The sequence below is a fragment of the Paraburkholderia bengalensis genome (assembly GCF_037126505.1).
GTDB lineage: Bacteria > Pseudomonadota > Gammaproteobacteria > Burkholderiales > Burkholderiaceae > Paraburkholderia > Paraburkholderia bengalensis.
Map to the genome: position 1 here is coordinate 1 of NZ_JACFYJ010000040.1, position 20265 is coordinate 20265.

Below are 20265 nucleotides of genomic sequence, written 5' to 3' on the forward strand. Positions count from 1 at the left end.
CTTGCCGTGGTGCGCGACGGCGACTGGATCGAACTGGATTGCGACGCGGGGCGTCTGCACGTCGATATCGACGAGAAGGAAATGACGGCGCGACTCGCCGACTGGAAAGAAACGCAGCAACGCAATCCCGCCGATGCAAGCGGCTATCGCAATCTCTACATCGACCACGTATTGCAGGCCGATCAGGGCTGCGATTTCGATTTCCTGGTGGGTTGCCGCGGCGCGGAAGTGCCCGCGCATTCGCACTAAGGCGCTGAACGCCGCAAGCTGAAGCCGAACACTGAACGCCGCGCGCCAGCGCGCCGTTCAGGTCAGATCACGCCTGCGTGCCGATGCCGAGGATCGTATCGGCGTCGGCGCGTGCGTTTTCTAGCTGCACAAGGCTCGCCTGACGCGCGCCAAGCGCATCGCGATTCAGGATCGCGGTAAGGATCGCCTTGTGACGCGGCAGCGACAGCGCGTGCGTGTCGGGATGGCGGCTCGTCAGCTTGATCGATTCCGTCAGCGCGAGCGACATCATGTTGCCGATGTAGGCGAGCATGTCGTTGTGCGTCGCGGCCATGATCGCGCGGTGAAATTCGAGGTCCGGCTCCAGCAGATCGCCAGCGCTTTGCGCGTGCTCCATGCGGTCGTACGCGGAGCCGATGCGCGCGAGGTCTTCATCCGTGGCCGCCGTCGCGGCGAGCGCCGCCGCAGCCGGCTCGATGATGCGGCGCACTGTCATCAGCGACAGAAAGAACTCGCCTTCGGGAATGCTGTTGAGCGTCCAGTACAGCACATCGGGGTCGAGCATGTGCCACTCTTCGCGCTTGCGCACGACGCTGCCCACGCGCGGCTTTGAAATCACCAGCCCTTTTGCCACCAGCACGCGCGTTGCTTCGCGCAGCACGGGGCGGCTCACGCCATATTTCTCGCACAGCGTTGCTTCGGCGGGCAAACGCTCGCCGGGCACGAGACGGCCGCTCACGATTTCGATGCCGAGTTCCTGCACGATCCGCGCATGCAGGCTTTTGCGTTTCTGAAGATGCCGGTAGTCCATGATGTATTTGTTGTGGGCGTGCGTATGCGGATAGCTGTACCGTTCCCGCCGCGGAAGAGGCTTCGAGCGGACGAGGCGCCAGGGCGTTGCCGATGAAGTGCCCGTGCGGGCTCTGCAAGCATAGCATGGGGAACGCGCGGCGCCTTCCCCAATGGGCACGGATCGCGGGCGGGCATCATGCGTGCGGCGTGCCGCGTTGGGTTCGTTTTTTGCTTGATCGTCGATGCCTGGGCTGCTTTACTCAACTTGCTCAACTTTGCTCAACTTGCGCATTCACTTCGACATGGACCTGGCAATGAAGCTCCCATCGCTACTCCTGCTTGCTCTATGCGTGACGGCTGCGAGCGCCGCAGCGGCCGCCACGCGCGACGAGCAGACCAAAGCCTGCAAACACGACGCGATCAAGTTCTGCGCGACCCATATTCCCAACAAGGCGAAGATCGAAGCCTGCATGAAAGAGCACTACGACAAGCTGTCGCCGAAGTGCCAGGCGATGTTCGATCCTCCCGGCAACGATAAAGGCAACGACAGCGACAGCCAGTCGTCGAGCTAGGCGCCTGTCGTCTCGCGGGCGCTGGTGAGCGTCAATGTCACGTCGACGCGGCCGGTTGCGAGGCCGACGGTGTTGCGCATCGTTTGCAGGCGGAACGGATCGAGCGCGCGCTGCGTGTCGTCGTCGCCGATGCCGAGCTTGTCGAGCAGCGCCGCGACGATCGCGTAGAGCACCGCCTGGTTGCCGTCCTCCACTTTGACCGCGATGCCGAGCGCGCCCTTGGCGCCGAGCTTCGCCGTCTGCGCCGACGCACGCACGCCGATCGCATAGCTCGCGTCCGCGCCCACCTTGCCGACCAGCGCGCCGCGATGCGCGCTCATCAACACCGTGCAGAAACGGCCCTCGCCCGCGACCATGTCCGGATGCGACGTCATCGCGCGATAAATGCGCGCGAGCGCGGCGTTGCGTTCCGGCTGCGCCGAGGCGTGACCGTCGGCGGCGCGCGCGAGCTTCATGTAGAGCCGCGCGAGCCGATCGAGCGGGAACGCGGGCGTCGGCAGATTGCAGCCGTCGACGGCCCATTGCACGCCTTCGTCGGGCAGATCGCAGGCCTGTGCGACCGTGCGCTTCACGAGCGCCTGCAACGGGTGCTCGGGCAGGTGATAGTCCGCGAGCGCCGCGCCGATCGCCCGCGCGCCCGCCAGCATGCCCGCGTGCTTGCCCGAACAGTTGCTGCACACGGCGCCCGGCACGAAATCGCGCTTGATCCACTCGCGCCAGACGGCATCCGAAATAGGCGGATGGCCGCCGCAACGCAGATCGGCCTCGCTCGCCTGCGCCTTCGCGAGCATGCTGCGCGCGCGTTCGATATGCCGGTCTTCGCTGCTGTGCGAGCCGCACATCAGCGCCAGATCCGCGTCGTCCAACCGGCAGCGTTCGAGCGCGCCCGTTTCGACCACGGCGAGCGCCTGCGCAGGCTTGGCCGCCGATCTCGCCAGCGTGAAGCGCGCGGGGTCACCGTACGCATATAACAACGCGCCGTCCGTATCGACAACGGCGACGTGCGCGACATGCGTGTTCTCGACGATATCGCCGCGATAGACGATGGCAGCAACGGACATGCGGGTCTCCTTCGAATGCGATTCAGTTGCGATTCAGTTGCAATCGGGCTGCCATTCGGTTATCTGCTCGAAATCGGAATGGCGGTTGCAGTTCGCTCGCTTGCGAGCGGAATGGCGATTGCGCTTCTGTCTGCAGAAACAGCGTGACATGTTCGCGGATTCTACCGGTCCAGCCTTGCCAGGCGCGATCCGTGCGTGTCGGCTACATTGGATTCACCCGACGCCCATTTTGTGGGGCGAATGGGTCCCGTGCCAGGCCGCGCGTGCGGAATCGATCGCCGGGCGCATTCAACGCGTCATCCTCAAGGAGAAGGAAAATGCCTATCACCAGAAAACTGATCGTTCTCTTCGCTTCGGCCGCGCTCGGTGTCGGCGCGATCGCGCCTGCATTCGCGCAAACCGACACGGGCGCGACGGGCGCCGCCGCATCAGCAGCGAAGCCGACCAAGGAGCAGCGCAAGCAGGCCCGCAAGGAAGCGCGCGCGAAGAAGAATGCCGAATTGAAGAAGCTCGAAGACGCGGGCTACAAGCCCACGGCCAACGACCCGAATTATCCGCAGGACATTCAGAACGCGGAGAAGAAAGCGGGTATCGGACAAGGCGCGAGTCAGTAAGCCTCGCTGCAACTTCATCTGATTGCACTGGCCGCGCGCAGTCGTTTTTGCGCGCGGCCTTGTCGTTTTTATCGGCGTGATATGTGTTGCGCGGCGCCGGACGCGCCACGACCGCCCGTCGCCATGTGATACTTCCAATGCTTGACGACACAACGATATGCATGACGACAGCCAGGTATCGCCATGCAGTCGACCATCCCGGCGATAACTCAAGACGCTCTCGTTTTATTCAGTCAGAAATGCCGAATCCAACACATGAGACAGCCGACGGCGCGGCAAAAATGACCGCGCCTGCCGCCGTCGACCAGATCAGTTTTCGTCGCATCATTCGCCGCAATATCGGGCTGCCGCTCATGCTCGGCGTGGTCATGATGACGCTGTTCGTCGCGCTGATAGCGTACCTCGTCAGTACGATCAGCTGGGTCGAACACTCCGAGCGCGTGATCGGCGACGCAAATGAAATGCTGCGGCTTGCCGTCGATCGCGAGTCCGCATTGCGCGGCTTTCTGATTACGGGCGACGAGACTTTTCTCGCGCCGTATCAGCTCGGTCAGCCGCGGTTTGAAACCGAGATCGACTCGCTGATGCAACTCGTGTCCGATAACCCGTCGCAAGTCGAACAACTGCGGCGCATTCATGGCGTACAGCAGCACTGGGACCAGTTCGCGCAGGAAATGATCGATCTGCGCCGCCGCAACATGGATTACACGGCGCAAGTGAAAAGCGGTCGCGGCAAGATCGAGTTCGACGAAACGCGGCGGCTATTCGGGCAGTTCCTCGGTGTCGAAGACGCGCTGCGCGCGCAGCGTTCCAGCAATGCGCGCAGCGTCACGGCGCTGCTGGTCGGCGTGTTTCTTTTCGTGAGCCTGTCGATCAGCGGCGTGATTGCGTGGCGCGGACGGCGCGACCTCGTCAATCTGTCCGAAGCGTATAACGGCGTGCTCGCGCGCCAGGCCGAGCACACGGAAGTCTTGCAGCAGCAGGTGTGGCTGCGCTCGGGGCAGCGCCTGCTCGCGGAGAAGGTGGTGGGCCAGTCGACGCCGCCCCTCGTCGGCCGCGCCATCCTCGACTTTCTTTCGCAATACCTCGACGTTGCCGTCGCGGCGCTGTACGCGCGCGACCGCGCCTCGGGCAGCCTGAAACGCATCGCGACCTACGGCTTCAGCCACGAAAGCGAGATCGCGACGCGCTCGTTCCGCGACGCCGAAAGCCTCGTCGGCCAGGCGGCCGCGTCGCGGCGCACGCTCGTGTTGAACGACGTCCCCGACGACTACGTGAAAGTGGTCTCGGGCACGGGCATGAGCAAGCCGCGCAATCTCGTCGTGCTGCCCGTCGAGAACGACGGCGTCGTCAATGGCGTGGTCGAGCTCGGCTTCATGCGCAGCATCGGGCCACGCGATCACGAATTTCTGCAACTGATCGCCAACAGCATGGGCGATTTCATCGAAGCCGCGCTGTATCGCGAGCGCCTGCAGGACGCGCTCGCCGAAACGCAGCAGTTGAACGAAGAGTTGCAGGTGCAGCAGGAAGAACTGCGCGTGTCGAACGAAGGGCTCGAGGAACGCGGCCGTGCACTGGTCGAATCGCAATCGCGCCTCGAAACGCAGCAGGCGGAACTCGAGCAGACCAACGTGCAGCTCGAGGATTACGCGAAGCGTCTGGAGCGCCAGAAAGCCGACCTGCTCGAAGCGCAGGACGAGCTTGCCGCGAATGCCGCGCGCCTTGAACAGTCGAGCCGCTACAAGTCCGAGTTTCTCGCGAACATGTCGCACGAACTGCGCACGCCGCTGAACAGCTCGCTGATTCTCGCGCGCCTTTTGCAGGAGAACCGCACGGGCAATCTCACGGAAGAACAGGTGCGCTACGCGGAAACGATCCACGCGTCGAACAGCGACCTGCTCGTGCTCATCAACGACATTCTCGATCTGTCGAAAGTCGAGGCGGGCCAGATCGTGATTGACAACGAACCGGTGGCCGTCGATTCGATGCTGCAATCGTTGCGCGAAATGTTCGAGCCGATGGCGGCAACGAAGTCGCTCGCGCTTTCGGTGTCGCGCGCGCCGGGCGCGCCCGACACCATCGTCACCGACGGCCAGCGCGTCACGCAGATTCTGCGCAATCTGCTGTCGAATGCGCTGAAGTTCACCGAGCGCGGCGAAGTCGCGTTGACGGTCGCCGCCAGCGACATGGACGCGCTGCGCTTCGACGTGCGCGACACGGGCATCGGCATCGCCGCCGACAAGCTCGAACTGATTTTCGAAGCGTTCCAGCAGGCGGACGGCTCGACGAGCCGCCACTACGGCGGCAGCGGCCTCGGCCTGTCGATCTCGCGCGAGTTCGCGCGGCTACTGGGCGGGCGCGTCAGCGTCGCGAGCGAGCCCGGCAAGGGCAGCGTGTTCACGCTGTGGCTGCCGCTGCGGCCCGGGGAAGCCGAAGTGGCCGAAGCGGCGCATCCAACACGGGCCGCCGCGCCGCTGATGCATCCTGCTTTGCATCCTGCTTCGTCCGCACGCCCCGCAGCTTCGCCCGCCTCGCAGTCCGTCGCCGAAACCGCGCCCGCCGACGCCCCTGCCTCGCCCGCTGACGCGCCTGCCTCGCTCGCTGACGCGCCTGCCTCGCTCGCTGACGACCGCCATGCGCGCCGCCACGAAAGCCGCCTGATTCTCGCGATCGAGGACGATCTGGCCTTCGCCGAAATCCTGCGCGATCTCACGCACGAACTCGACTTCGACTTCGTCCATGCCGTCGACGCAACGACGGGCCTGACGCTCGTGCGCGACATGCAGCCGACGGCCGTGCTGCTCGACGTGGGCTTGCCCGACCGCTCGGGCCTGACGGTGCTCGAATGGCTGAAGAATGATCCCGCGACGCGCCACATCCCGATTCACATCGTGTCCGCGACCGATCACGCGGAAAAGGCGCTGCATCTGGGCGCCGTCGGCTACACGCTGAAGCCGACCGCGCGCACCACGCTCGAAGCGGCGATCCGCCGTCTGGAAAGCCGCTTGCAGCAGCGTATGAAACGCGTGCTGGTGATCGAGGACGACGCCGCGATGCGCGAAAGCATTCGCGCGCTGCTGCAAAGCGAGACGACGGAGATCGTCGCCGTCGCGACGCTCGCGGGCGCGCTCGAACAGCTGTCCGCGACGCTTTTCGACTGCGTCGTGACCGACCTCGCGCTGCCCGACGGCACGGGCTACGATCTGCTCGAACAGCTCGCCGCCGACGTCGCGCATCAGGCGATGCCCGTGATCGTCTACACGGGCCGCATGCTGTCGGGCGACGAAGAACACCGCCTGCGCCGCTATTCGAAATCGATCATCATCAAGGGAGCGAAGTCGCCGGAGCGTCTGCTCGACGAAGTGACGCTGTTCCTGCATAGCGTGGAATCGTCGCTCGCGCCGGAACAGCAGCGCATGCTGCGCACCGTGCGCCAGCGCGACAACCACTTCGAAGGCCGCACGATCCTGCTCGCCGAAGACGACGTGCGCAATATCTTCGCGCTGTCGCACGTGATCGAGCCGCTCGGCGCGAAGCTCGACATCGCACGCAACGGACGGGAAGCACTCGAAGCGCTGAACAGCGGGCGCGAAGTGGACCTGGTGCTGATGGACATCATGATGCCGGAGATGGACGGCCTGACGGCGATCTCGCACATCCGCAACGACGCGCGCTTTGCGCATCTGCCCATCATCGCGCTGACGGCGAAGGCGATGGCGCAGGACCGCTTGCGCTGTCTCGAAGCAGGCGCCGACGACTACATCTCGAAGCCGATCGACGTCGACAAGCTGATCTCGCTGTGCCGCGTGTGGCTGCGGCAGCGCTGACGGCACTGTAACGGCAAGAGCGAGACATGAGCCGCATCTCCTACGACGATTCGCCGCAACGGATGCACGACTTCGACATCGAGTTGAAGCTGCTGCTGGATGCGATTTACCTGAAGTACCAGCACGACTTCCGTCACTATTCGATGTCGTCGCTGCGGCGTCGGCTCGTGCAGGCACTCCAGGAGTTCGGCGTCACCACGCTGTCGCAGTTGCAGGATCGCATCATGCGCAGCGAAGCGGACTTCGTGCGGCTCTTTCACTACCTGACGGTGCAGGTCAGCGACATGTTCCGCGACCCCGCCTATTTCCGCGCGCTGCGCGACCACGTGCTGCCCGTGCTGCAAACCTATCCGTCGATCAAGGTGTGGGTGGCGGGATGCAGCACGGGCGAGGAGTTGTGGTCGCTGACAATCCTGTTCGACGAAGCGGGCCTGATGGAGCGCACGCTCTTCTACGCGACCGACATCAATCCCGAGGCGCTCGCGCGCGCCGAAGCGGGCATTTACGCGCTGGAGCGCGTCGCGGGCTTCACGCGCAACTATCTGGCGGCGGGCGGCAAGCGCTCGCTGTCCGACTACTATCATGCGGCCTACGGCGGCGCGCGCTTCGCGGGCTCGCTGAAGGAGCGCGTGGTGTTCGCCGACCACAGCCTGTCGACGGATGAAGTGTTTCTCGAAGCGCATCTCGTGTCGTGCCGCAATGTTCTGATCTATTTCGACCGCGCGCTGCAGAACCGCGCCATCGGGCTGTTCAAGGACACGCTCGTGCGGCGCGGTTTTCTCGGCCTCGGCAGCAAGGAGAGTCTGCGTTTTTCGGACCAGCACGATGCATTCGACGAATTCCGCGAACGCGAGCGCATCTATCAGAAGCGCTAGCCTTTGACACATCACTTCGACCGATATCGACGACGCATGAGCGACGACGCATGAGCACCCCTCACCGACCTTCGCCCCAAGGCAGCGCCGCGCCGATGGACGCGCGCGCGTTCGAGGCCGTCGCGATCGGTGCGTCGGCGGGCGGCATCGAAGTGCTGAACGTGCTGCTGCCCGCGCTGCCCGCGTCGTTTCGCGTCGCCGTGCTGATCGTCACGCACGTGCCGCCCGACTCGCCGAGCTGCCTCGCCGAGATGCTCGCGTATCGCTGCGCGCTGCCCGTCGTCGAGCCGGACGCGGGCGAGCCCGCCTTGCCCGGCCGCGTGCATGTCGCGCCGCCCGCGTACCACATGCTCGTCGACGACGAGCACGAGCGCGTCGATCGATTCGACGGTGCGCTATTCGCGCCCGTCCATCGACGTGCTGTTCGAATCGGCGGCGCACGCGTACGGCGACCGGCTGCTCGGCATCCTGCTGTCGGGCGCCAACGACGACGGCGCGCACGGCCTCGAAGTGATCCGCGCGATGGGCGGCCTCGCGTGGGTGCAGGACCCGCTCACGGCGATCTGCGCGACGATGCGCGCGCGGCGATCCAGCGCGGCGCCGCCGACGAAGTGCTTTCTCCAACCCAGATGGCCCGCCGGCTTGCCGGTTTGCAAGCCACACACTAGAACCATGAGATGACGAACTCGCCCGTCAATATTCTGATCGTCGACGACATCGCCCATAACATCACGGCACTCGAAGCCTTGCTGGCGCGTCCGGGCGTCGAACTGCTGGTCGCGAACTCGGGGACGGCTGCGCTCGATCTGCTGCTCAAGCACGAAGCCGCGCTCGCGATTCTCGACGTCAACATGCCCGGCATGAGCGGCTTCGAGCTGGCGTCGCTGATGCGCGGCAGCCCGCGCACGTCGCATGTGCCCATCATCTTTTTGACGGCGACGACGGAAGACACGTCGCGCACGTTTCGCGGCTACGAAGCGGGCGCCGTCGATTTCCTTCACAAACCGTTCGATCCGCGCATCCTGCAATCGAAGGTCGACGTGTTCGTGCAACTGGAACAGCACAAGCGGCAACTCGCCGATCAACTGCTCGCCACGCGCCAGCTGCTCGAAGCCAACGAAATGCTGATGGCCGTGCTCGGCCACGATCTGCGCACGCCGCTCGGCACGGTGCTCGCGTCGGCGGAATTTCTGATGCGCAACGCCGCCGACGAACAGTCGGCGACGGTCGCGGGCCGCATCCGCAACAGCTCGCTGCGCATGTCGCGGATGGTGCATCAGCTGCTCAATCTCGCGCGCCTGCAAGGCGGCCGCATGCAGTTGCAGCCGCGCGCGAGCGACCTCTCAGCGCTCTGCCGCGCCGTGATCGAAGAGTTCGCCGCGCACGAGCGCGCGAGCCACATCAAGCTGACGGCGCGCGGCAACGCGACGGGCACGTGGGACACCGATCTGCTGTGGCAAGCCATTTCGAATCTGATCAGCAATGCGCTGCAGCATGGCGCGCAGGACAGCCCGATCGCCGTCGATATCGACGCCGACGAAGCGAACCGGATCAGATTGACGGTCAGCAATCGCGGCGCCATTCCCGCCAACGTCCTTCCGCATCTGTTCGAGCCGTTCGGTTCGAACAAGCTGGGCCAAAAGCCGCGGGAAGGGCTCGGGCTCGGACTGCACATCGTCGACAAGATCGTGCACATGCATGGCGGCAAGGTCATGGGCCAGTCCGATGGTGTGATCGGTACCGTCTTTACCGTCGAATTGCCGCGCACGGCGCAAAGCTGGGTGAGCTGAGCGCGCACGTGGGTGGTGCGTGCGTGCGAATGTTGTCGCGCGAAAGCATCGCGCCCCGCGTTCGAAATAATCCGTAAGCGAACGTGCGTGCCTTGGGCCTGCCGTGCGCCCGCCTTGCGCGGCGCGGGCGAGCGTCCGCGCCCCGTTTTGCCGACGGCGCCGCGCGCCTGCACGCCGCGCGGCGTTGCCAGCGGCTGTCATAACGGCTCGCTGCAAACCGCACTACAATGCTTGCCGTCCGATGCTCGTCGTTCGTTTCTCCATCATGTTCAGCCGCCCGCCCCGACTTGCTCTCGCGTTGATCCTGCCCGCGCTCGTTGCGCTCGGCGCCTGCACGTCGCCGCCGAAGGCGAAGCTGCAGGAAGACTTCTCCAGCAGCGGTGCAAGCCCCTACACGCGCACATTCGACGTCACGAGCGCCGAAGCCTGCGAAGGCGCGCGCCGCGCGCTGCTGAGCCAGGGCTACATGACGACGCTCGTGCGTCCCGATACCGTCGACGCCACGAAGAATTTCCAGCCCGCCAGCGACTCGCACTTCACCGTCGAGTTTCACATCGTCTGCACGGCGGGCGACGATGCGACCAACAGCAGCATCATCTACGCGAACGCGGTGCAGAACGGCTATGCGCTGAAGAAGAGCGATACGTCGGCGAGCGTCGGACTGAGCGTGCTCGGCTCGCTGTCGCTGCCCATCCGCTCGAATAGCGACGCGATGGTGAAGATTTCCAGCGAGACGATCCAGGCGGGCAAGTTCTACGACCGCTTCTTCGATCTCGTCGGCCACTATCTGGCGAACGTTGTGCGCAGCGCGCCCGTGCCTGGTAACACCGTCGACGCAACACCGCTGCCGCCACCCGCGCCTGCTCCCGCGCTGGTCGTCACGACGCTGCCCGCCGCGCCCGGCAGCAACGCGGCGCCTGTGATCGTGCCGGCGGCTGGGTCTCGGTCGGCGGCTGCGTCGCCTGCGCAGGCGGTCGTCTCGCAGCCATCGACGCCCGTCGCCGCGGCGACACCCGCGCACGAAATCGCCGCCGCGCCGCAGCAAACGGCGCCCGCGAAAGAACTATCCGCCGCGCCCGCCATCGCCGCCGACAACGCGCCCGCGATCGCCGCATCGCCCGCGTCGGGCACGGCAGCGTCGCCACAATGAGGGGCGCGCAGCGCGCGAACCGGTCGATAAAGCCCCGACAATCGCCGCACATTGCGGCGATTTTTTCGCGTCGCGGCGCGGCGTGCGCTGGCGGCGGGCGGCATGGGCGAAGACGAGATGCTGCAGGTGCGCGGGCGCGCCGGGCTCGCGCAGCGCGTATGGAGGTGTCCGTGTGTCTGCAGACGCATGCTTCATGCGGCTTCTTTTCGTCAACGATCACGCGCTCCGTTGCGCTCCCCGATACACGCATTCTTCGATGTGGTCCCACATCGTTCGCATGGCGCATGCGCAAGTTCGAATGATGTGGATGGCGTACGCACAACTGCAACACGTTTTCTGATATTGGTGAGAGAAGCGCAACTGCTGCGCATGCGCGAGATCACGCGTATCAACGCGCCTTCCTTCAATACTTGATAGACGGAGAACGACAATGCAAAGACGACACTTCGTGACAGCAAGTGTTGCTGCACTCGCCTGGGGTGGTCTGCTGATGTCGGGCTGTACCACGACGAAAAGCAGCGGCGAATCCGCCGCCACCGACATGTCCAAGCGTCAATCGATCGACGCCAGCGTCGACGGCGCGCTGGCGAAGCTCTACACGAGCGTTCAGGGCTCGCGCGAACTGGTCGGCAAGGCGCGCGGCGTGCTCGTATTTCCTTCCGTGCTGCAGGTGGGCTTCATCGTCGGCGGGCAGTATGGCGAAGGCGCGCTGCGCGTCGGCGGCGCTACGGCGGGCTACTACAGCACGGTGTCCGGCTCGTTCGGCCTGCAGGCGGGCGCGCAGTCGAAGGCAGTCATCTTCCTCTTCATGACGCAGGAGGCACTCGACCAGTTCCGCAATGCGAAGGGCTGGTCCGCCGGCGCCGATGCGTCCGTGGCGCTCATCAAGGTCGGCGCGAATGGCGCAATCGACACGTCGACGGCCACCGCGCCTGTCGAGGCCATCGTCCTGACGAATTCCGGTCTGATGGGCGACGTCTCGCTGTCGGGCACCAAGGTCTCGAAGCTGAACATCTGAACGCGTCGCGACGCGACACAACCCGACGCCCGATTCAAACGGCTCGCCATCGACGATGGCGAGCCGTTCCTTTTTCAGCAGGCAAAAACGCGCGGTAATGAATGGGCTACCAGCGCCGCTTGCCGGCCTTGTCGTGCAGAGCAATGCGGAGCAGCCCATCCGAGCGCTCGGCGTGTGGTGCAAGCCGATGCCGATGGTCGGACGAACGCGGGATCATTCGATGCCGCGCGTCATGCGCTGGATCGCTTGTGGCGGCTGGCCGTATGCGCGCAAGAACGCCCTGCGCATGCGCTCGCGATCGCCGAAGCCCGTGTCGCGCGCGACCACGTCGACGCCATGCCGCCCTGTCTCGAGCATCAGGCGCGCCGCCTCGACGCGCAGCCGCTCGACAGCCTTTGCAGGCGTCTGCCCCGTTTCCGCGCGGAACGCGCGCGTGAACTGGCGCGGACTCAGATGCGCGGCGTCGGCGAGCTGCTCGACGGAAAGTGGCGTGTTCAGGTTGCGTCGCGCGTAAGACAGCGCCGTCTGAATGCGGTCCGACTTCGGCTCGAGTTCGAGCAGCGCGGAAAATTGCGACTGCCCGCCCGCGCGACGGTGGTACACGACCAGCTTGCGCGCGACGTGTCGCGCGAGTTCGACGCCCGCATCCTTTTCGACGAACGCCAACGCGAGGTCGATGCACGCCGTCATGCCCGCCGACGTCCACATGTCGTTGTCGATGATGAAAATGCGGTCTTCCTCGACTTTCACGGCGGGATAGCGCTTGCGCATTTCGTCCGCGTAGTACCAGTGCGTCGTGGACCGCCGCCCGTCGAGCAGACCCGCTTCGGCGAGATGAAACGCGCCCGTGCAGGCTGCCGCGACGCGCCGCGCGGACGGCGCCGAGCGTTTCAGGAAGTCGATCAGCGACGGCGGCGACGGCGCCAGGTCGTTGTCGCCGACGACGAGGATCGTGTCGTAGCGGCTGTCGTCGAAGGGCTGGGTGGAGACGGCAAAGCCCGACGAGCACGGCACCGGCCCGCCGTGCTCGGACAGCAGCACGAATTCGTATAACGGCTCGGCCAGCTCGCGGTTCGTGAACTCCAGCACGCTGGTCATGCCGAGATTCATCACCTGGAAACCGGGGAAAAGAACGATTCCGACGCGCAACATGCTTTCACTCCAGCGATGTCTGAAAAAGTGGCATCTATGACATTGAGGCCATGCGAGTATGCACCTAATCTTGGGTCCATGCAGACGACGCGACGTCGCCCGCATCCACTTACTCAGGAGCATTGATATGTCGAATTCTTCCAACGCTGCAGCGAACCTCGGCACGGCTGTCGTCACGGGCGCCTCGACCGGCATCGGCGCGATCTATGCGGACCGCCTCGCGCGTCGCGGCTACGACCTGATTCTCGTCGCCCGCAACCGCGCGCGCCTCGAACAACTGGCAACGCGGATCTCCAACGAAACGGGCCGCTCGGTCGAAATCGTCACGGCCGATCTGAATCAGGACGCCGATATTCGCCGCATCGAGAACGTGCTGCGCACGGACGCCAGCATCTCGATGCTGGTGAACAACGCCGGTGTCGGTGCGGCTGCGCCGCTGCTGGACGCGAACGTCGATGCAATGGAAGCGATGATCAAGCTGAACGTCGTCGCGCTGACGCGGCTCACGTATGCGGTCACGCCCGGCTTCGTCGCGCGCGGCGGCGGCAGCATCATCAACATCGCTTCGATCGTGGCCATCGCGCCGGAGATTCTGAACGGCGTCTACGGCGGCACGAAAGCGTTCGTGCTGGCTTTCACGCAGTCGCTGCATCACGAACTGGCCAGCAAGGGCATCAAGGTGCAGGCAGTCATGCCCGGCGCGACGCGCACCGAGTTCTGGGACGTCGCTGGCGTGCCCGTCGAGCATCTCGACCAAGGCATCGTGATGTCGGCGGAAAAGATGGTGGATGCGTCGCTGGTCGGCTTCGACCAGGGCGAACTGGCGACGATTCCGTCGCTGCCGAACTACGCGGACTGGCAGGCGTTCGAGTCCACGCGCGCGGCGCTCGGGCCGAATCTGTCGCGCAATGCACCGGCCGAGCGGTTCAAGGTGGCCTGATGTGTCGAAGCGATGCCGCGCGGCGAGACGAATGGCTTGCCGAATAGTTCGCCGAACGGCTTGCGAAACGGCTGGCCGACTGGCTCGCGGGATGGCTAGCGCTGTGCGTCGCGCCCGCGTCGGTGTGCTCGACGCGGCTTTATGCGCACAAAGCCGCGCTGCGCCGCGCGTCCCCTGCAACAGCGGCTGAACGCTGGCGCGCGAACTTTATGCGCCTAAAGTCCCCGTTGGCTCACGCGCCGAGCAGCACGCCCGTACGGATGGGCCGCGTACCCGTCACACGGCCCAGCGGCGCGCCCGCCGTCACGAAGCGGATCGCGCGCCGCATATAAAGCACGCCTTCCGTATTGCTGGTGATCGTCGTGGTTTCGTCCGTCAATGGATCGACGATGTCGAATAGCGCGTCGCCGACACGAATCCTGTCGCCGATCTTCGCGCGATGCACGAGGATGCCGCTAACGGGCGCGTAAAGCTGCTCACTGCCCGCAAGCGGTGTCGCGTGCATCGGGAGTTCGGGCAGCGGCTTCACGCTGCCTTCGATTGCCTTCCGATACGTCAGATAGTCGACGAGCGCATCCGCGTCCTGTTGCGCGAAGTCGTACGAAACGTCGCGCTGTCCGCGGCATTCGACCGTCACCGCGACGGTGCCCGTCGATATCGGTTTGCCTGCCGGCATCTCCTGCTGCAGGTTCCACCACAACAGGCTGTGCGCCTCGTCGAACGCCTGGCCGCCCGAATTCGTCGCCAGCAGCGACGCTTCCGAGCGCAAATAGCGCGCCAGCGGCTCGATCTCCGGCCAGCCTGCCTCGCTCGTATAAACGTGCATGACAGCTTCGAGCGAGCAATGCAGATCGATCACGACATCCGCGTCGTAAGAGAGCTTCAGCAAGGCGAGTTGCAGCGATTCATATTCCGTCAGCGGCCTTTGCGCCTCCAACTGCTCGCGCACCAGTTCGCGGATCAGATCGCGGTTCCGTTGCGCGTCGAGTCCGAGCCGGTCCTTCGCGCGGTCGAGCACCGCCGCGAACTGCATGAAGTGCCGGTTGAAGTTCTTGCCGCTGCCCGTCTCGAACCGGCCGATGAACTGGCCAAGCACCTGCTGACTCAGGCCCACGGGGTTCGCGACGGGTACGAGCACGATCTCGGCCTTCAGCAAGCCCTGCGCTTCGAGTTCGACGAGACGCCGCTTGAGCAGCACCGTCGTCAGCATCGCGGGCGTTTCGTCGGCGTGCAGCGACGACTGGATATAGATTTTTTGCCCGCTGTTTTGCGGACCGAAACGAAACGCGACGACTTCGCGTGAGGTGCCGACAGCCGGCGAGAGAAGCGGAATCGATTGCCTTTTCATGTGACTCTTTCAAATGTCGCTCGAAATCCCGATCGGGCGGCCGGTCAGTTGCCGTACGGATCGAAATCGAAATACTTGTGCGCGATCTGCGCGTAAGTGCCGTCTTTCAACATCGACGCGATGGCCGAGTTCATCGACGCCTGCAACGCGGTCTCGTCCTTGCGCAAGCCGATGCCGACGCCGCGATCACCCATCGCGAGCGGCTCGCCGACGAACGCGAAGCCCTTGCCCTGCGGCGTGCGCAAGAAACCGTAATCGGCCTCGACGGTGCCGAGCAGCGCGCCGTCGAGCCGTCCGTTGACGAGATCGCTGAATACTTCGTCCTGGCCTTTGTAGGCGACCACGCGCACGCCGCCGGGCGCCCAGTGCGTCTGCGCGTACGACTCGAACTGCGTGCCCGTCTGTACGCCGATCTGCTTGCCGGCGAGCGTCGCGGGCACGCTGCCATTTAGGCCCGAGCCTGGCTTGGCGACGAGCCGCGACTTGAACTGGAACAGCTTCGACGTGAAAAGAATCTGCTGCTCGCGCTTCGCGGTAATCGCCATCGACGACATGATCGCGTCGATCTTGCGTGCCTGAAGCGCCGGAATCATGCCGGAAAACTCCAACTCGACCCACTCGCAATGCGCGTGAATGCGCTTGCAGATTTCGTTGCCGAGATCGACGTCGAAGCCCTTAAGACTGCCGTCGGGCGCTTTCGCGTCCATCGGCGGATAAGTCGGATCGATGCCGAGGCGAACCGTGTCGTTGTCGCGGGCGGATGCGCCGTGGCTTGCAACACCCAGTGCGGCGGCGAGGAGAAGGATCAGCGGAGTCTTCATGGGAGATGGGGTAGTGACCGATTCGGTTCGAGCCGATCGTATGACACGCTGGCGATCAAAAAAAGGGCAAATCTGTCTATCATGATCACTTTGACTGAACGCACGGCTGCCGCGCTATCCGGCCCGCGGCCATCACCTTTCCCGCCTTTCCGACCATGGCCCTGACCATTTCACAGCTGCGAATCTTTACGGCCGTGGCCGAGCACGGCAGCATCCGCGCCGCGTCGCGCGCGCTCGGCATCGCGCAAAGCGGCATCACGCAGCAGTTGCAGCATCTCGAAGCCATGCTCGGCGCGACGCTCTTCACGCGCACCAATCGCGGCATCGCACTGACGGCGCTCGGCCAGCGGATGCTGCAGCGCGCGGCGACGATTCTCGGCGAATGCGCGCGCGCCGAGCACGAAGCGCAGCAACTGCGCGGTGAGTACGCGGGCCAGGTGACGTTCGGCATGACGACCGAGCCGCTCATCGATGCGGGCGCCCCAGTGCTGACCGAATTTCGCGCGCGCTTTCCTCGCGTCGACGTGCATATGCGCACGGGCACGTCGCGCATGATGATCGCGTGGCTGCGCGAAGGCACGCTCGACTTCGCCGTCGCGCTCGTGTCGAAGCACACGGATACGACCGACCTGCTCGTCACGAAACTGTACCCGTCCGATCCCGTCGTCGTGTGCCGGCGCGGGCATCCGAAGGCGCACGCGAAGTCGCTGGCCGAACTCGCGGATTGCTCATGGATCGCGACGCGCTCGCCGAATCTCACCGACGACCCGCTGTCGCACCGTCTCAACGATCTGTTCAAGAGCCAGCGCCTGAAGCCGCCGACGATCGTTGCAACCGTCGAAGGCCTGTTCGAGTCGCTCCATCTGGTGAGCGAGACGGATTGTCTTTCGCTGGAAGCCGCCATGGTCACTAAGCGCGGACCGTTCGCGCGCGTGCTGACCACGATCGACGTGCGCGAGCGTGCGGGTGCGCAGGACGTCTGTGTGCTGCAACGCGCCGTCTCGCCGCTCACGCCCGCCGCGCAGGAACTTGCAACGATGCTCGCGTCATACACGCGCACCGTGCACGCGCGAAACCATCAAGCGTGAAAGCGATACCTGCACCGCACGCCTGAGCGCGCGCTCCCGAAAACCCTCACCTGACGCGCTTGTCGCCGCGCCTGGCAGAAAAGCGCGCGCGGTTGGCAGCATCGCGGGTATCAATGCTTTTGCCGCGCGAAAGGGCGCTCCCTACACTTTGATCACCCGCCGATCGCTACTCACGAAGCAGCGAACGGACTCAGCCGATCACGTTCTGGAGAACCCCAAATGAGCGAAATCATCGCAGGCATCAAGATCCCCGACAGCAAGATGGCGCGCGAAGCGACGCAACTCGTGCGCGACACCGAAACCGATCTGCTCTACCACCACTCGCGCCGCGTGTTCCTGTTCGGCGCGCTGACGGGCGAGCGCAAGCAGCTGAAGTACGACCCCGAGCTGCTGTACATCGGCGCGATGTTTCATGACATGGGCCTGATGGAAAAGTACAGCAGTGCGCACGATCGCTTCGAAGTGGACGGCGCGAATGCCGCGCGCAATTTCCTGCAAGGCTATGGCATTGGCGAACACGACATCGACATGGTATGGGACGCGATCGCGCTGCACACGACGCCAGGCATTCCGCAGTACAAGAAGCCCGTCGTCGCGCTGGTGACAGCGGGCGTCGAGATGGACGTGCTGGGCCTCGCCTACGACGAGTTCTCGCAGGACGATCGCAAGCTGGTTGTCGCGGCGCATCCGCGCGGCGAGAACTTCAAGGAGAACATCATCGATGCGTTCGCGAACGGCACGAAGCACAAGCCGCTCACCACATTCGGCAACGTGAAGGCCGACGTGCTCGCATTGAAAGACCCGGAATACAAGCGCCTGAACTTCTGCAGCATCATCCTCGGTTCGGCGTGGAACGACTCGAACGTGCAGGCGGGTGTGTGCCGCAATCCGGCGCACAACCACGCCTGAGCGCGCTCGCGCGCGACAAACGCTCTCTCCTCGTCAAGGTCTGTTGACGATCAAGCCGCTTGTAGTCTCCGCTCAAGCGTGCCTTTGAATCCGCGTTCTCGCGAGCGCGGATTCTTTTTTTTTCATCGATGGCTATGCGGCAATCGCCACGCGCGAGCCGCGCGAGCGACTAGCGCACGCCGGGCGTCCGCGCCGACCTGCGCGCCGTGTGCGAAGGCAACTCGCCGAACTGCGCCTTGTACGCGTTCGCAAAGTGCCCGAGGTGGACGAAGCCCCACTGCGCGGCGGCGTCGCTGACTGACAGGTCGGACTGCCGCGTGTCGAGCAACAGACGCCGCACCTGCGCGAGCCGCAGCGAACGCACGTAAGCGAGCGGATTGGTTTGCACGACGGCCTGAAAGCTGTTCTGCACCGTGCGCCGGCTCACGCGCAATTGCTTGCAGAGGCTTTCGATGTCAATGGGCTCTTCGGGATGGTGAATCACGAAGTCGTGAATGCGGCGCACGATATCGGCCTGGCACGCATACGTGAGCCGGTTCGTCGATGCAGGCACGTGATACGCCAGCAGATCGACGAGCGTTTCGTTCACCTGGCTGCGCAGCGCGCGCTGCGCGTGAACGTCGTCGAATGCATCGGGCTGCGCGAGCACGCGCTCAATCAGCGTCGCGAGTTGCAGCCCGGCGCGCGCGCAGGCGGCGTTCGGAATGTCGAGCACGCTGCGACGAAAGAGAGCGTCGTCGAGATCGACGCCCGCGCAATCGGCGATGCCCTGCAGCAGGTTCGCGTCGATCACAACGCCGATCAGCGCCATATCGTCGGGCGAGTGGAATTCGAACGGCGTGCCGCCCGCCGCCATCACGAAGCCACCGCGATCGATGCGCGCGCCGCCGAACGCGAATGCGCCGGCACCCGCGAGCGGAATCCCGAACGTCATGTGACCAGGCGGCAACTGGCCGCGCTGCACGACGCGCAGATTGGCCGATTCGTGGAACACCTGCACGCCGTCCAGCTCGATCTGCTTCACTGCGCTGCGAAACGCGCCGGAGCCGATCTGGTCGTAACGCTGGTCCCAGCCCCGCAGCGCCGCCGCGTGCGCATCGGCATCGTCGAAGAACTGATGATGGACGTACACGATGTCCCCAATATCAAAAAAATCCGCCAGGTTGCGTAGGATAAACCGACCAAGCGGTCGGGAAAATACTTCGAGGGTTTGTCCTGGGCGCCACCGTCGGCAGCGTGCGACAGTCAGGTAAGTAAGCGTGCACTCACTCGCGCGCCCTGCCAAGCCGCACAGACGCATTCTAGCCAGCGTCAAAAATCCGCCGAAGCCGTCCGAAATACCGGGCGAACTAAAGATAGACGTCGATTTACTTATATCCTAGTAAAATTATGTGTTTCTCCGACAGTCGATGGTTATGGCCCGCTCCGATACCCCCGCGCCGCTCGCGATGCACCGCAATCTGCCGATGCTGCTGCTGCGCGCGCGCGAACTCATGATGTCGCGCTTTCGTCCGTTGCTGACGGCGCACGGACTCACGGAGCAGCAATGGCGCATCATTCGCGCGCTGCACGAGGACGGCCCGCTGGAACCGCGTCAGTTGTGCACGCTGTGCACGATTTCGAGCCCGAGCCTCGCGGGCGTGCTCGCGCGCATGGAAGACCTCGGCCACGTGACGAAGGAGCGCTTCGAGGAGGATCAGCGGCGCGTGCGCGTGTCGTTGACGGCGCAAAGCGCGGCGATCGTCGAAAGCATGGCGCCCCTGCTCGAGGCGCAATACCGCGCGCTTGAGCAGCAGGTCGGGATGAAGGTGATCGACGATCTTTATGTGGCTGTCGATGCGTTGATCAAGGAGCTGGCGACGGCCGAGGCGCGCGAGGAAGAGTGAGACGGGCGGCGCGCGGCTAGTCTCCGACCCCGTCGCTGGCCGCATCGATCAACGCCAGCGATGCCTCGGGATCCATCTTCCCGATCGCCAGCAACGCGAATCGCGCGAGAAAGAGCGGCGCATTCGTCTCGCCCAGTTGCGTCATGGTCTTGCAAAGCCGCGTGTAGACGGCATCGAGTTCTGCATCGGTCATC

General features: G+C 64.6%; 18 protein-coding genes and 2 pseudogenes. 13 read left to right on the forward strand and 7 right to left on the reverse strand.

The features are described from left to right. Positions 1-249 (forward strand): annotated as a pseudogene (locus tag H3V53_RS22515) (dihydroxy-acid dehydratase domain-containing protein); the annotation flags it as partial. A gap of 67 nt (positions 250-316) precedes the next feature. Here H3V53_RS22515 and H3V53_RS22520 read toward each other — a convergent pair. Further along, complete coding sequence (locus tag H3V53_RS22520; RefSeq protein ID WP_336599836.1) at positions 317-1039, reverse strand: FadR/GntR family transcriptional regulator; 723 nt, start codon at positions 1037-1039, stop codon at positions 317-319. Between the two features lie 295 nt (positions 1040-1334). Here H3V53_RS22520 and H3V53_RS22525 point away from each other — a divergent pair, with 295 nt between their 5' ends. Beyond that, a complete protein-coding gene (locus H3V53_RS22525) occupies positions 1335-1592 on the forward strand; it encodes a hypothetical protein (RefSeq protein WP_336599837.1) in 258 nt (85 codons plus the stop codon). Here the strand turns inward: H3V53_RS22525 and H3V53_RS22530 are convergent. Continuing rightward, on the reverse strand, positions 1589-2653 hold the full coding sequence (locus H3V53_RS22530) for an asparaginase (RefSeq protein ID WP_336599838.1): 1065 nt from the start codon (positions 2651-2653) through the stop codon (positions 1589-1591). The two genes, H3V53_RS22525 and H3V53_RS22530, sit on opposite strands and share 4 nt — an antisense overlap. 317 nt (positions 2654-2970) lie before the next feature. Here H3V53_RS22530 and H3V53_RS22535 point away from each other — a divergent pair, with 317 nt between their 5' ends. The 7 genes and pseudogenes from H3V53_RS22535 (at position 2971) to H3V53_RS22565 (ending at position 11927) form a co-directional block, all read left to right on the forward strand. Further along, the gene (locus H3V53_RS22535) at positions 2971-3267 is read left to right on the forward strand and encodes a DUF4148 domain-containing protein (RefSeq protein WP_054923718.1); all 297 of its coding nucleotides are present in this window, start codon (positions 2971-2973) and stop codon (positions 3265-3267) included. Between the two features lie 281 nt (positions 3268-3548). Beyond that, positions 3549-7094 (forward strand): response regulator, encoded by a 3546-nt coding sequence (locus tag H3V53_RS22540; RefSeq protein ID WP_336599839.1) that lies wholly within the window; start codon positions 3549-3551, stop codon positions 7092-7094. Between the two features lie 26 nt (positions 7095-7120). Next, positions 7121-7969, forward strand: coding sequence for a CheR family methyltransferase (locus H3V53_RS22545; protein WP_336599840.1), 849 nt, complete (start codon positions 7121-7123; stop codon positions 7967-7969). 50 nt (positions 7970-8019) lie between these two features. Beyond that, a pseudogene (locus H3V53_RS22550) lies at positions 8020-8637 on the forward strand (chemotaxis protein CheB). 9 nt (positions 8638-8646) lie between these two features. Next, entirely contained in the window at positions 8647-9759 is a 1113-nt protein-coding gene (locus tag H3V53_RS22555) for a hybrid sensor histidine kinase/response regulator (protein ID WP_336599841.1), read from the forward strand. 241 nt (positions 9760-10000) lie between these two features. Next, a complete protein-coding gene (locus H3V53_RS22560) occupies positions 10001-10909 on the forward strand; it encodes a DUF2242 domain-containing protein (protein WP_336599842.1) in 909 nt (302 codons plus the stop codon). A gap of 430 nt (positions 10910-11339) precedes the next feature. Then, entirely contained in the window at positions 11340-11927 is a 588-nt protein-coding gene (locus H3V53_RS22565; protein WP_336599843.1) for a BPSL1445 family SYLF domain-containing lipoprotein, read from the forward strand. Between the two features lie 213 nt (positions 11928-12140). On the opposite strand, the gene H3V53_RS22570 is transcribed toward H3V53_RS22565, so the two are convergent. Further along, positions 12141-13079 (reverse strand): helix-turn-helix domain-containing protein, encoded by a 939-nt coding sequence (locus tag H3V53_RS22570; RefSeq protein ID WP_054923724.1) that lies wholly within the window; start codon positions 13077-13079, stop codon positions 12141-12143. A 127-nt stretch (positions 13080-13206) separates the two neighbouring features. On the opposite strand from H3V53_RS22570, the gene H3V53_RS22575 reads away from it, so the two are divergent. Next, complete coding sequence (locus H3V53_RS22575; RefSeq protein WP_336599844.1) at positions 13207-14019, forward strand: SDR family NAD(P)-dependent oxidoreductase; 813 nt, start codon at positions 13207-13209, stop codon at positions 14017-14019. A gap of 232 nt (positions 14020-14251) precedes the next feature. Here the strand turns inward: H3V53_RS22575 and H3V53_RS22580 are convergent, their stop codons facing one another. Further along, entirely contained in the window at positions 14252-15367 is a 1116-nt protein-coding gene (locus H3V53_RS22580; protein ID WP_336599845.1) for a succinylglutamate desuccinylase/aspartoacylase family protein, read from the reverse strand. Positions 15368-15411: 44 nt separating this feature from the next. Further along, positions 15412-16188, reverse strand: coding sequence for a transporter substrate-binding domain-containing protein (locus tag H3V53_RS22585; RefSeq protein WP_336599846.1), 777 nt, complete (start codon positions 16186-16188; stop codon positions 15412-15414). A gap of 155 nt (positions 16189-16343) precedes the next feature. Here H3V53_RS22585 and H3V53_RS22590 point away from each other — a divergent pair, with 155 nt between their 5' ends. Beyond that, a complete protein-coding gene (locus H3V53_RS22590) occupies positions 16344-17276 on the forward strand; it encodes a LysR substrate-binding domain-containing protein (RefSeq protein ID WP_336599847.1) in 933 nt (310 codons plus the stop codon). 219 nt (positions 17277-17495) lie between these two features. After that, complete coding sequence (locus H3V53_RS22595) at positions 17496-18185, forward strand: HD domain-containing protein (RefSeq protein ID WP_336599848.1); 690 nt, start codon at positions 17496-17498, stop codon at positions 18183-18185. Between the two features lie 169 nt (positions 18186-18354). Here the strand turns inward: H3V53_RS22595 and H3V53_RS22600 are convergent, their stop codons facing one another. Continuing rightward, the gene (locus tag H3V53_RS22600) at positions 18355-19317 is read right to left on the reverse strand and encodes a helix-turn-helix domain-containing protein (protein ID WP_336599849.1); all 963 of its coding nucleotides are present in this window, start codon (positions 19315-19317) and stop codon (positions 18355-18357) included. A 277-nt stretch (positions 19318-19594) separates the two neighbouring features. Here H3V53_RS22600 and hpaR point away from each other — a divergent pair, with 277 nt between their 5' ends. Further along, a complete protein-coding gene (hpaR, locus tag H3V53_RS22605; RefSeq protein ID WP_336599850.1) occupies positions 19595-20071 on the forward strand; it encodes a homoprotocatechuate degradation operon regulator HpaR in 477 nt (158 codons plus the stop codon). Between the two features lie 16 nt (positions 20072-20087). On the opposite strand, the gene H3V53_RS22610 is transcribed toward hpaR, so the two are convergent. Further along, positions 20088-20264 (reverse strand): hypothetical protein, encoded by a 177-nt coding sequence (locus H3V53_RS22610; protein ID WP_336599851.1) that lies wholly within the window; start codon positions 20262-20264, stop codon positions 20088-20090. Between the last annotated feature and the right edge of the window lies 1 nt (position 20265).

What these genes read in the sequence shown, in the direction of transcription:
- H3V53_RS22520 (WP_336599836.1), bottom strand. Translation starts at nt 1,039, where the DNA reads ATGGACTACCGGCATCTTCAGAAACGCAAAAGCCTGCATGCGCGGATC.
- H3V53_RS22525 (WP_336599837.1), top strand. Translation starts at nt 1,335, where the DNA reads ATGAAGCTCCCATCGCTACTCCTGCTTGCTCTATGCGTGACGGCTGCG.
- H3V53_RS22530 (WP_336599838.1), bottom strand. Translation starts at nt 2,653, where the DNA reads ATGTCCGTTGCTGCCATCGTCTATCGCGGCGATATCGTCGAGAACACG.
- H3V53_RS22535 (WP_054923718.1), top strand. Translation starts at nt 2,971, where the DNA reads ATGCCTATCACCAGAAAACTGATCGTTCTCTTCGCTTCGGCCGCGCTC.
- H3V53_RS22540 (WP_336599839.1), top strand. Translation starts at nt 3,549, where the DNA reads ATGACCGCGCCTGCCGCCGTCGACCAGATCAGTTTTCGTCGCATCATT.
- H3V53_RS22545 (WP_336599840.1), top strand. Translation starts at nt 7,121, where the DNA reads ATGAGCCGCATCTCCTACGACGATTCGCCGCAACGGATGCACGACTTC.
- H3V53_RS22555 (WP_336599841.1), top strand. Translation starts at nt 8,647, where the DNA reads ATGACGAACTCGCCCGTCAATATTCTGATCGTCGACGACATCGCCCAT.
- H3V53_RS22560 (WP_336599842.1), top strand. Translation starts at nt 10,001, where the DNA reads ATGCTCGTCGTTCGTTTCTCCATCATGTTCAGCCGCCCGCCCCGACTT.
- H3V53_RS22565 (WP_336599843.1), top strand. Translation starts at nt 11,340, where the DNA reads ATGCAAAGACGACACTTCGTGACAGCAAGTGTTGCTGCACTCGCCTGG.
- H3V53_RS22570 (WP_054923724.1), bottom strand. Translation starts at nt 13,079, where the DNA reads ATGTTGCGCGTCGGAATCGTTCTTTTCCCCGGTTTCCAGGTGATGAAT.
- H3V53_RS22575 (WP_336599844.1), top strand. Translation starts at nt 13,207, where the DNA reads ATGTCGAATTCTTCCAACGCTGCAGCGAACCTCGGCACGGCTGTCGTC.
- H3V53_RS22580 (WP_336599845.1), bottom strand. Translation starts at nt 15,367, where the DNA reads ATGAAAAGGCAATCGATTCCGCTTCTCTCGCCGGCTGTCGGCACCTCA.
- H3V53_RS22585 (WP_336599846.1), bottom strand. Translation starts at nt 16,188, where the DNA reads ATGAAGACTCCGCTGATCCTTCTCCTCGCCGCCGCACTGGGTGTTGCA.
- H3V53_RS22590 (WP_336599847.1), top strand. Translation starts at nt 16,344, where the DNA reads ATGGCCCTGACCATTTCACAGCTGCGAATCTTTACGGCCGTGGCCGAG.
- H3V53_RS22595 (WP_336599848.1), top strand. Translation starts at nt 17,496, where the DNA reads ATGAGCGAAATCATCGCAGGCATCAAGATCCCCGACAGCAAGATGGCG.
- hpaR (WP_336599850.1), top strand. Translation starts at nt 19,595, where the DNA reads ATGGTTATGGCCCGCTCCGATACCCCCGCGCCGCTCGCGATGCACCGC.
- H3V53_RS22610 (WP_336599851.1), bottom strand. Translation starts at nt 20,264, where the DNA reads ATGACCGATGCAGAACTCGATGCCGTCTACACGCGGCTTTGCAAGACC.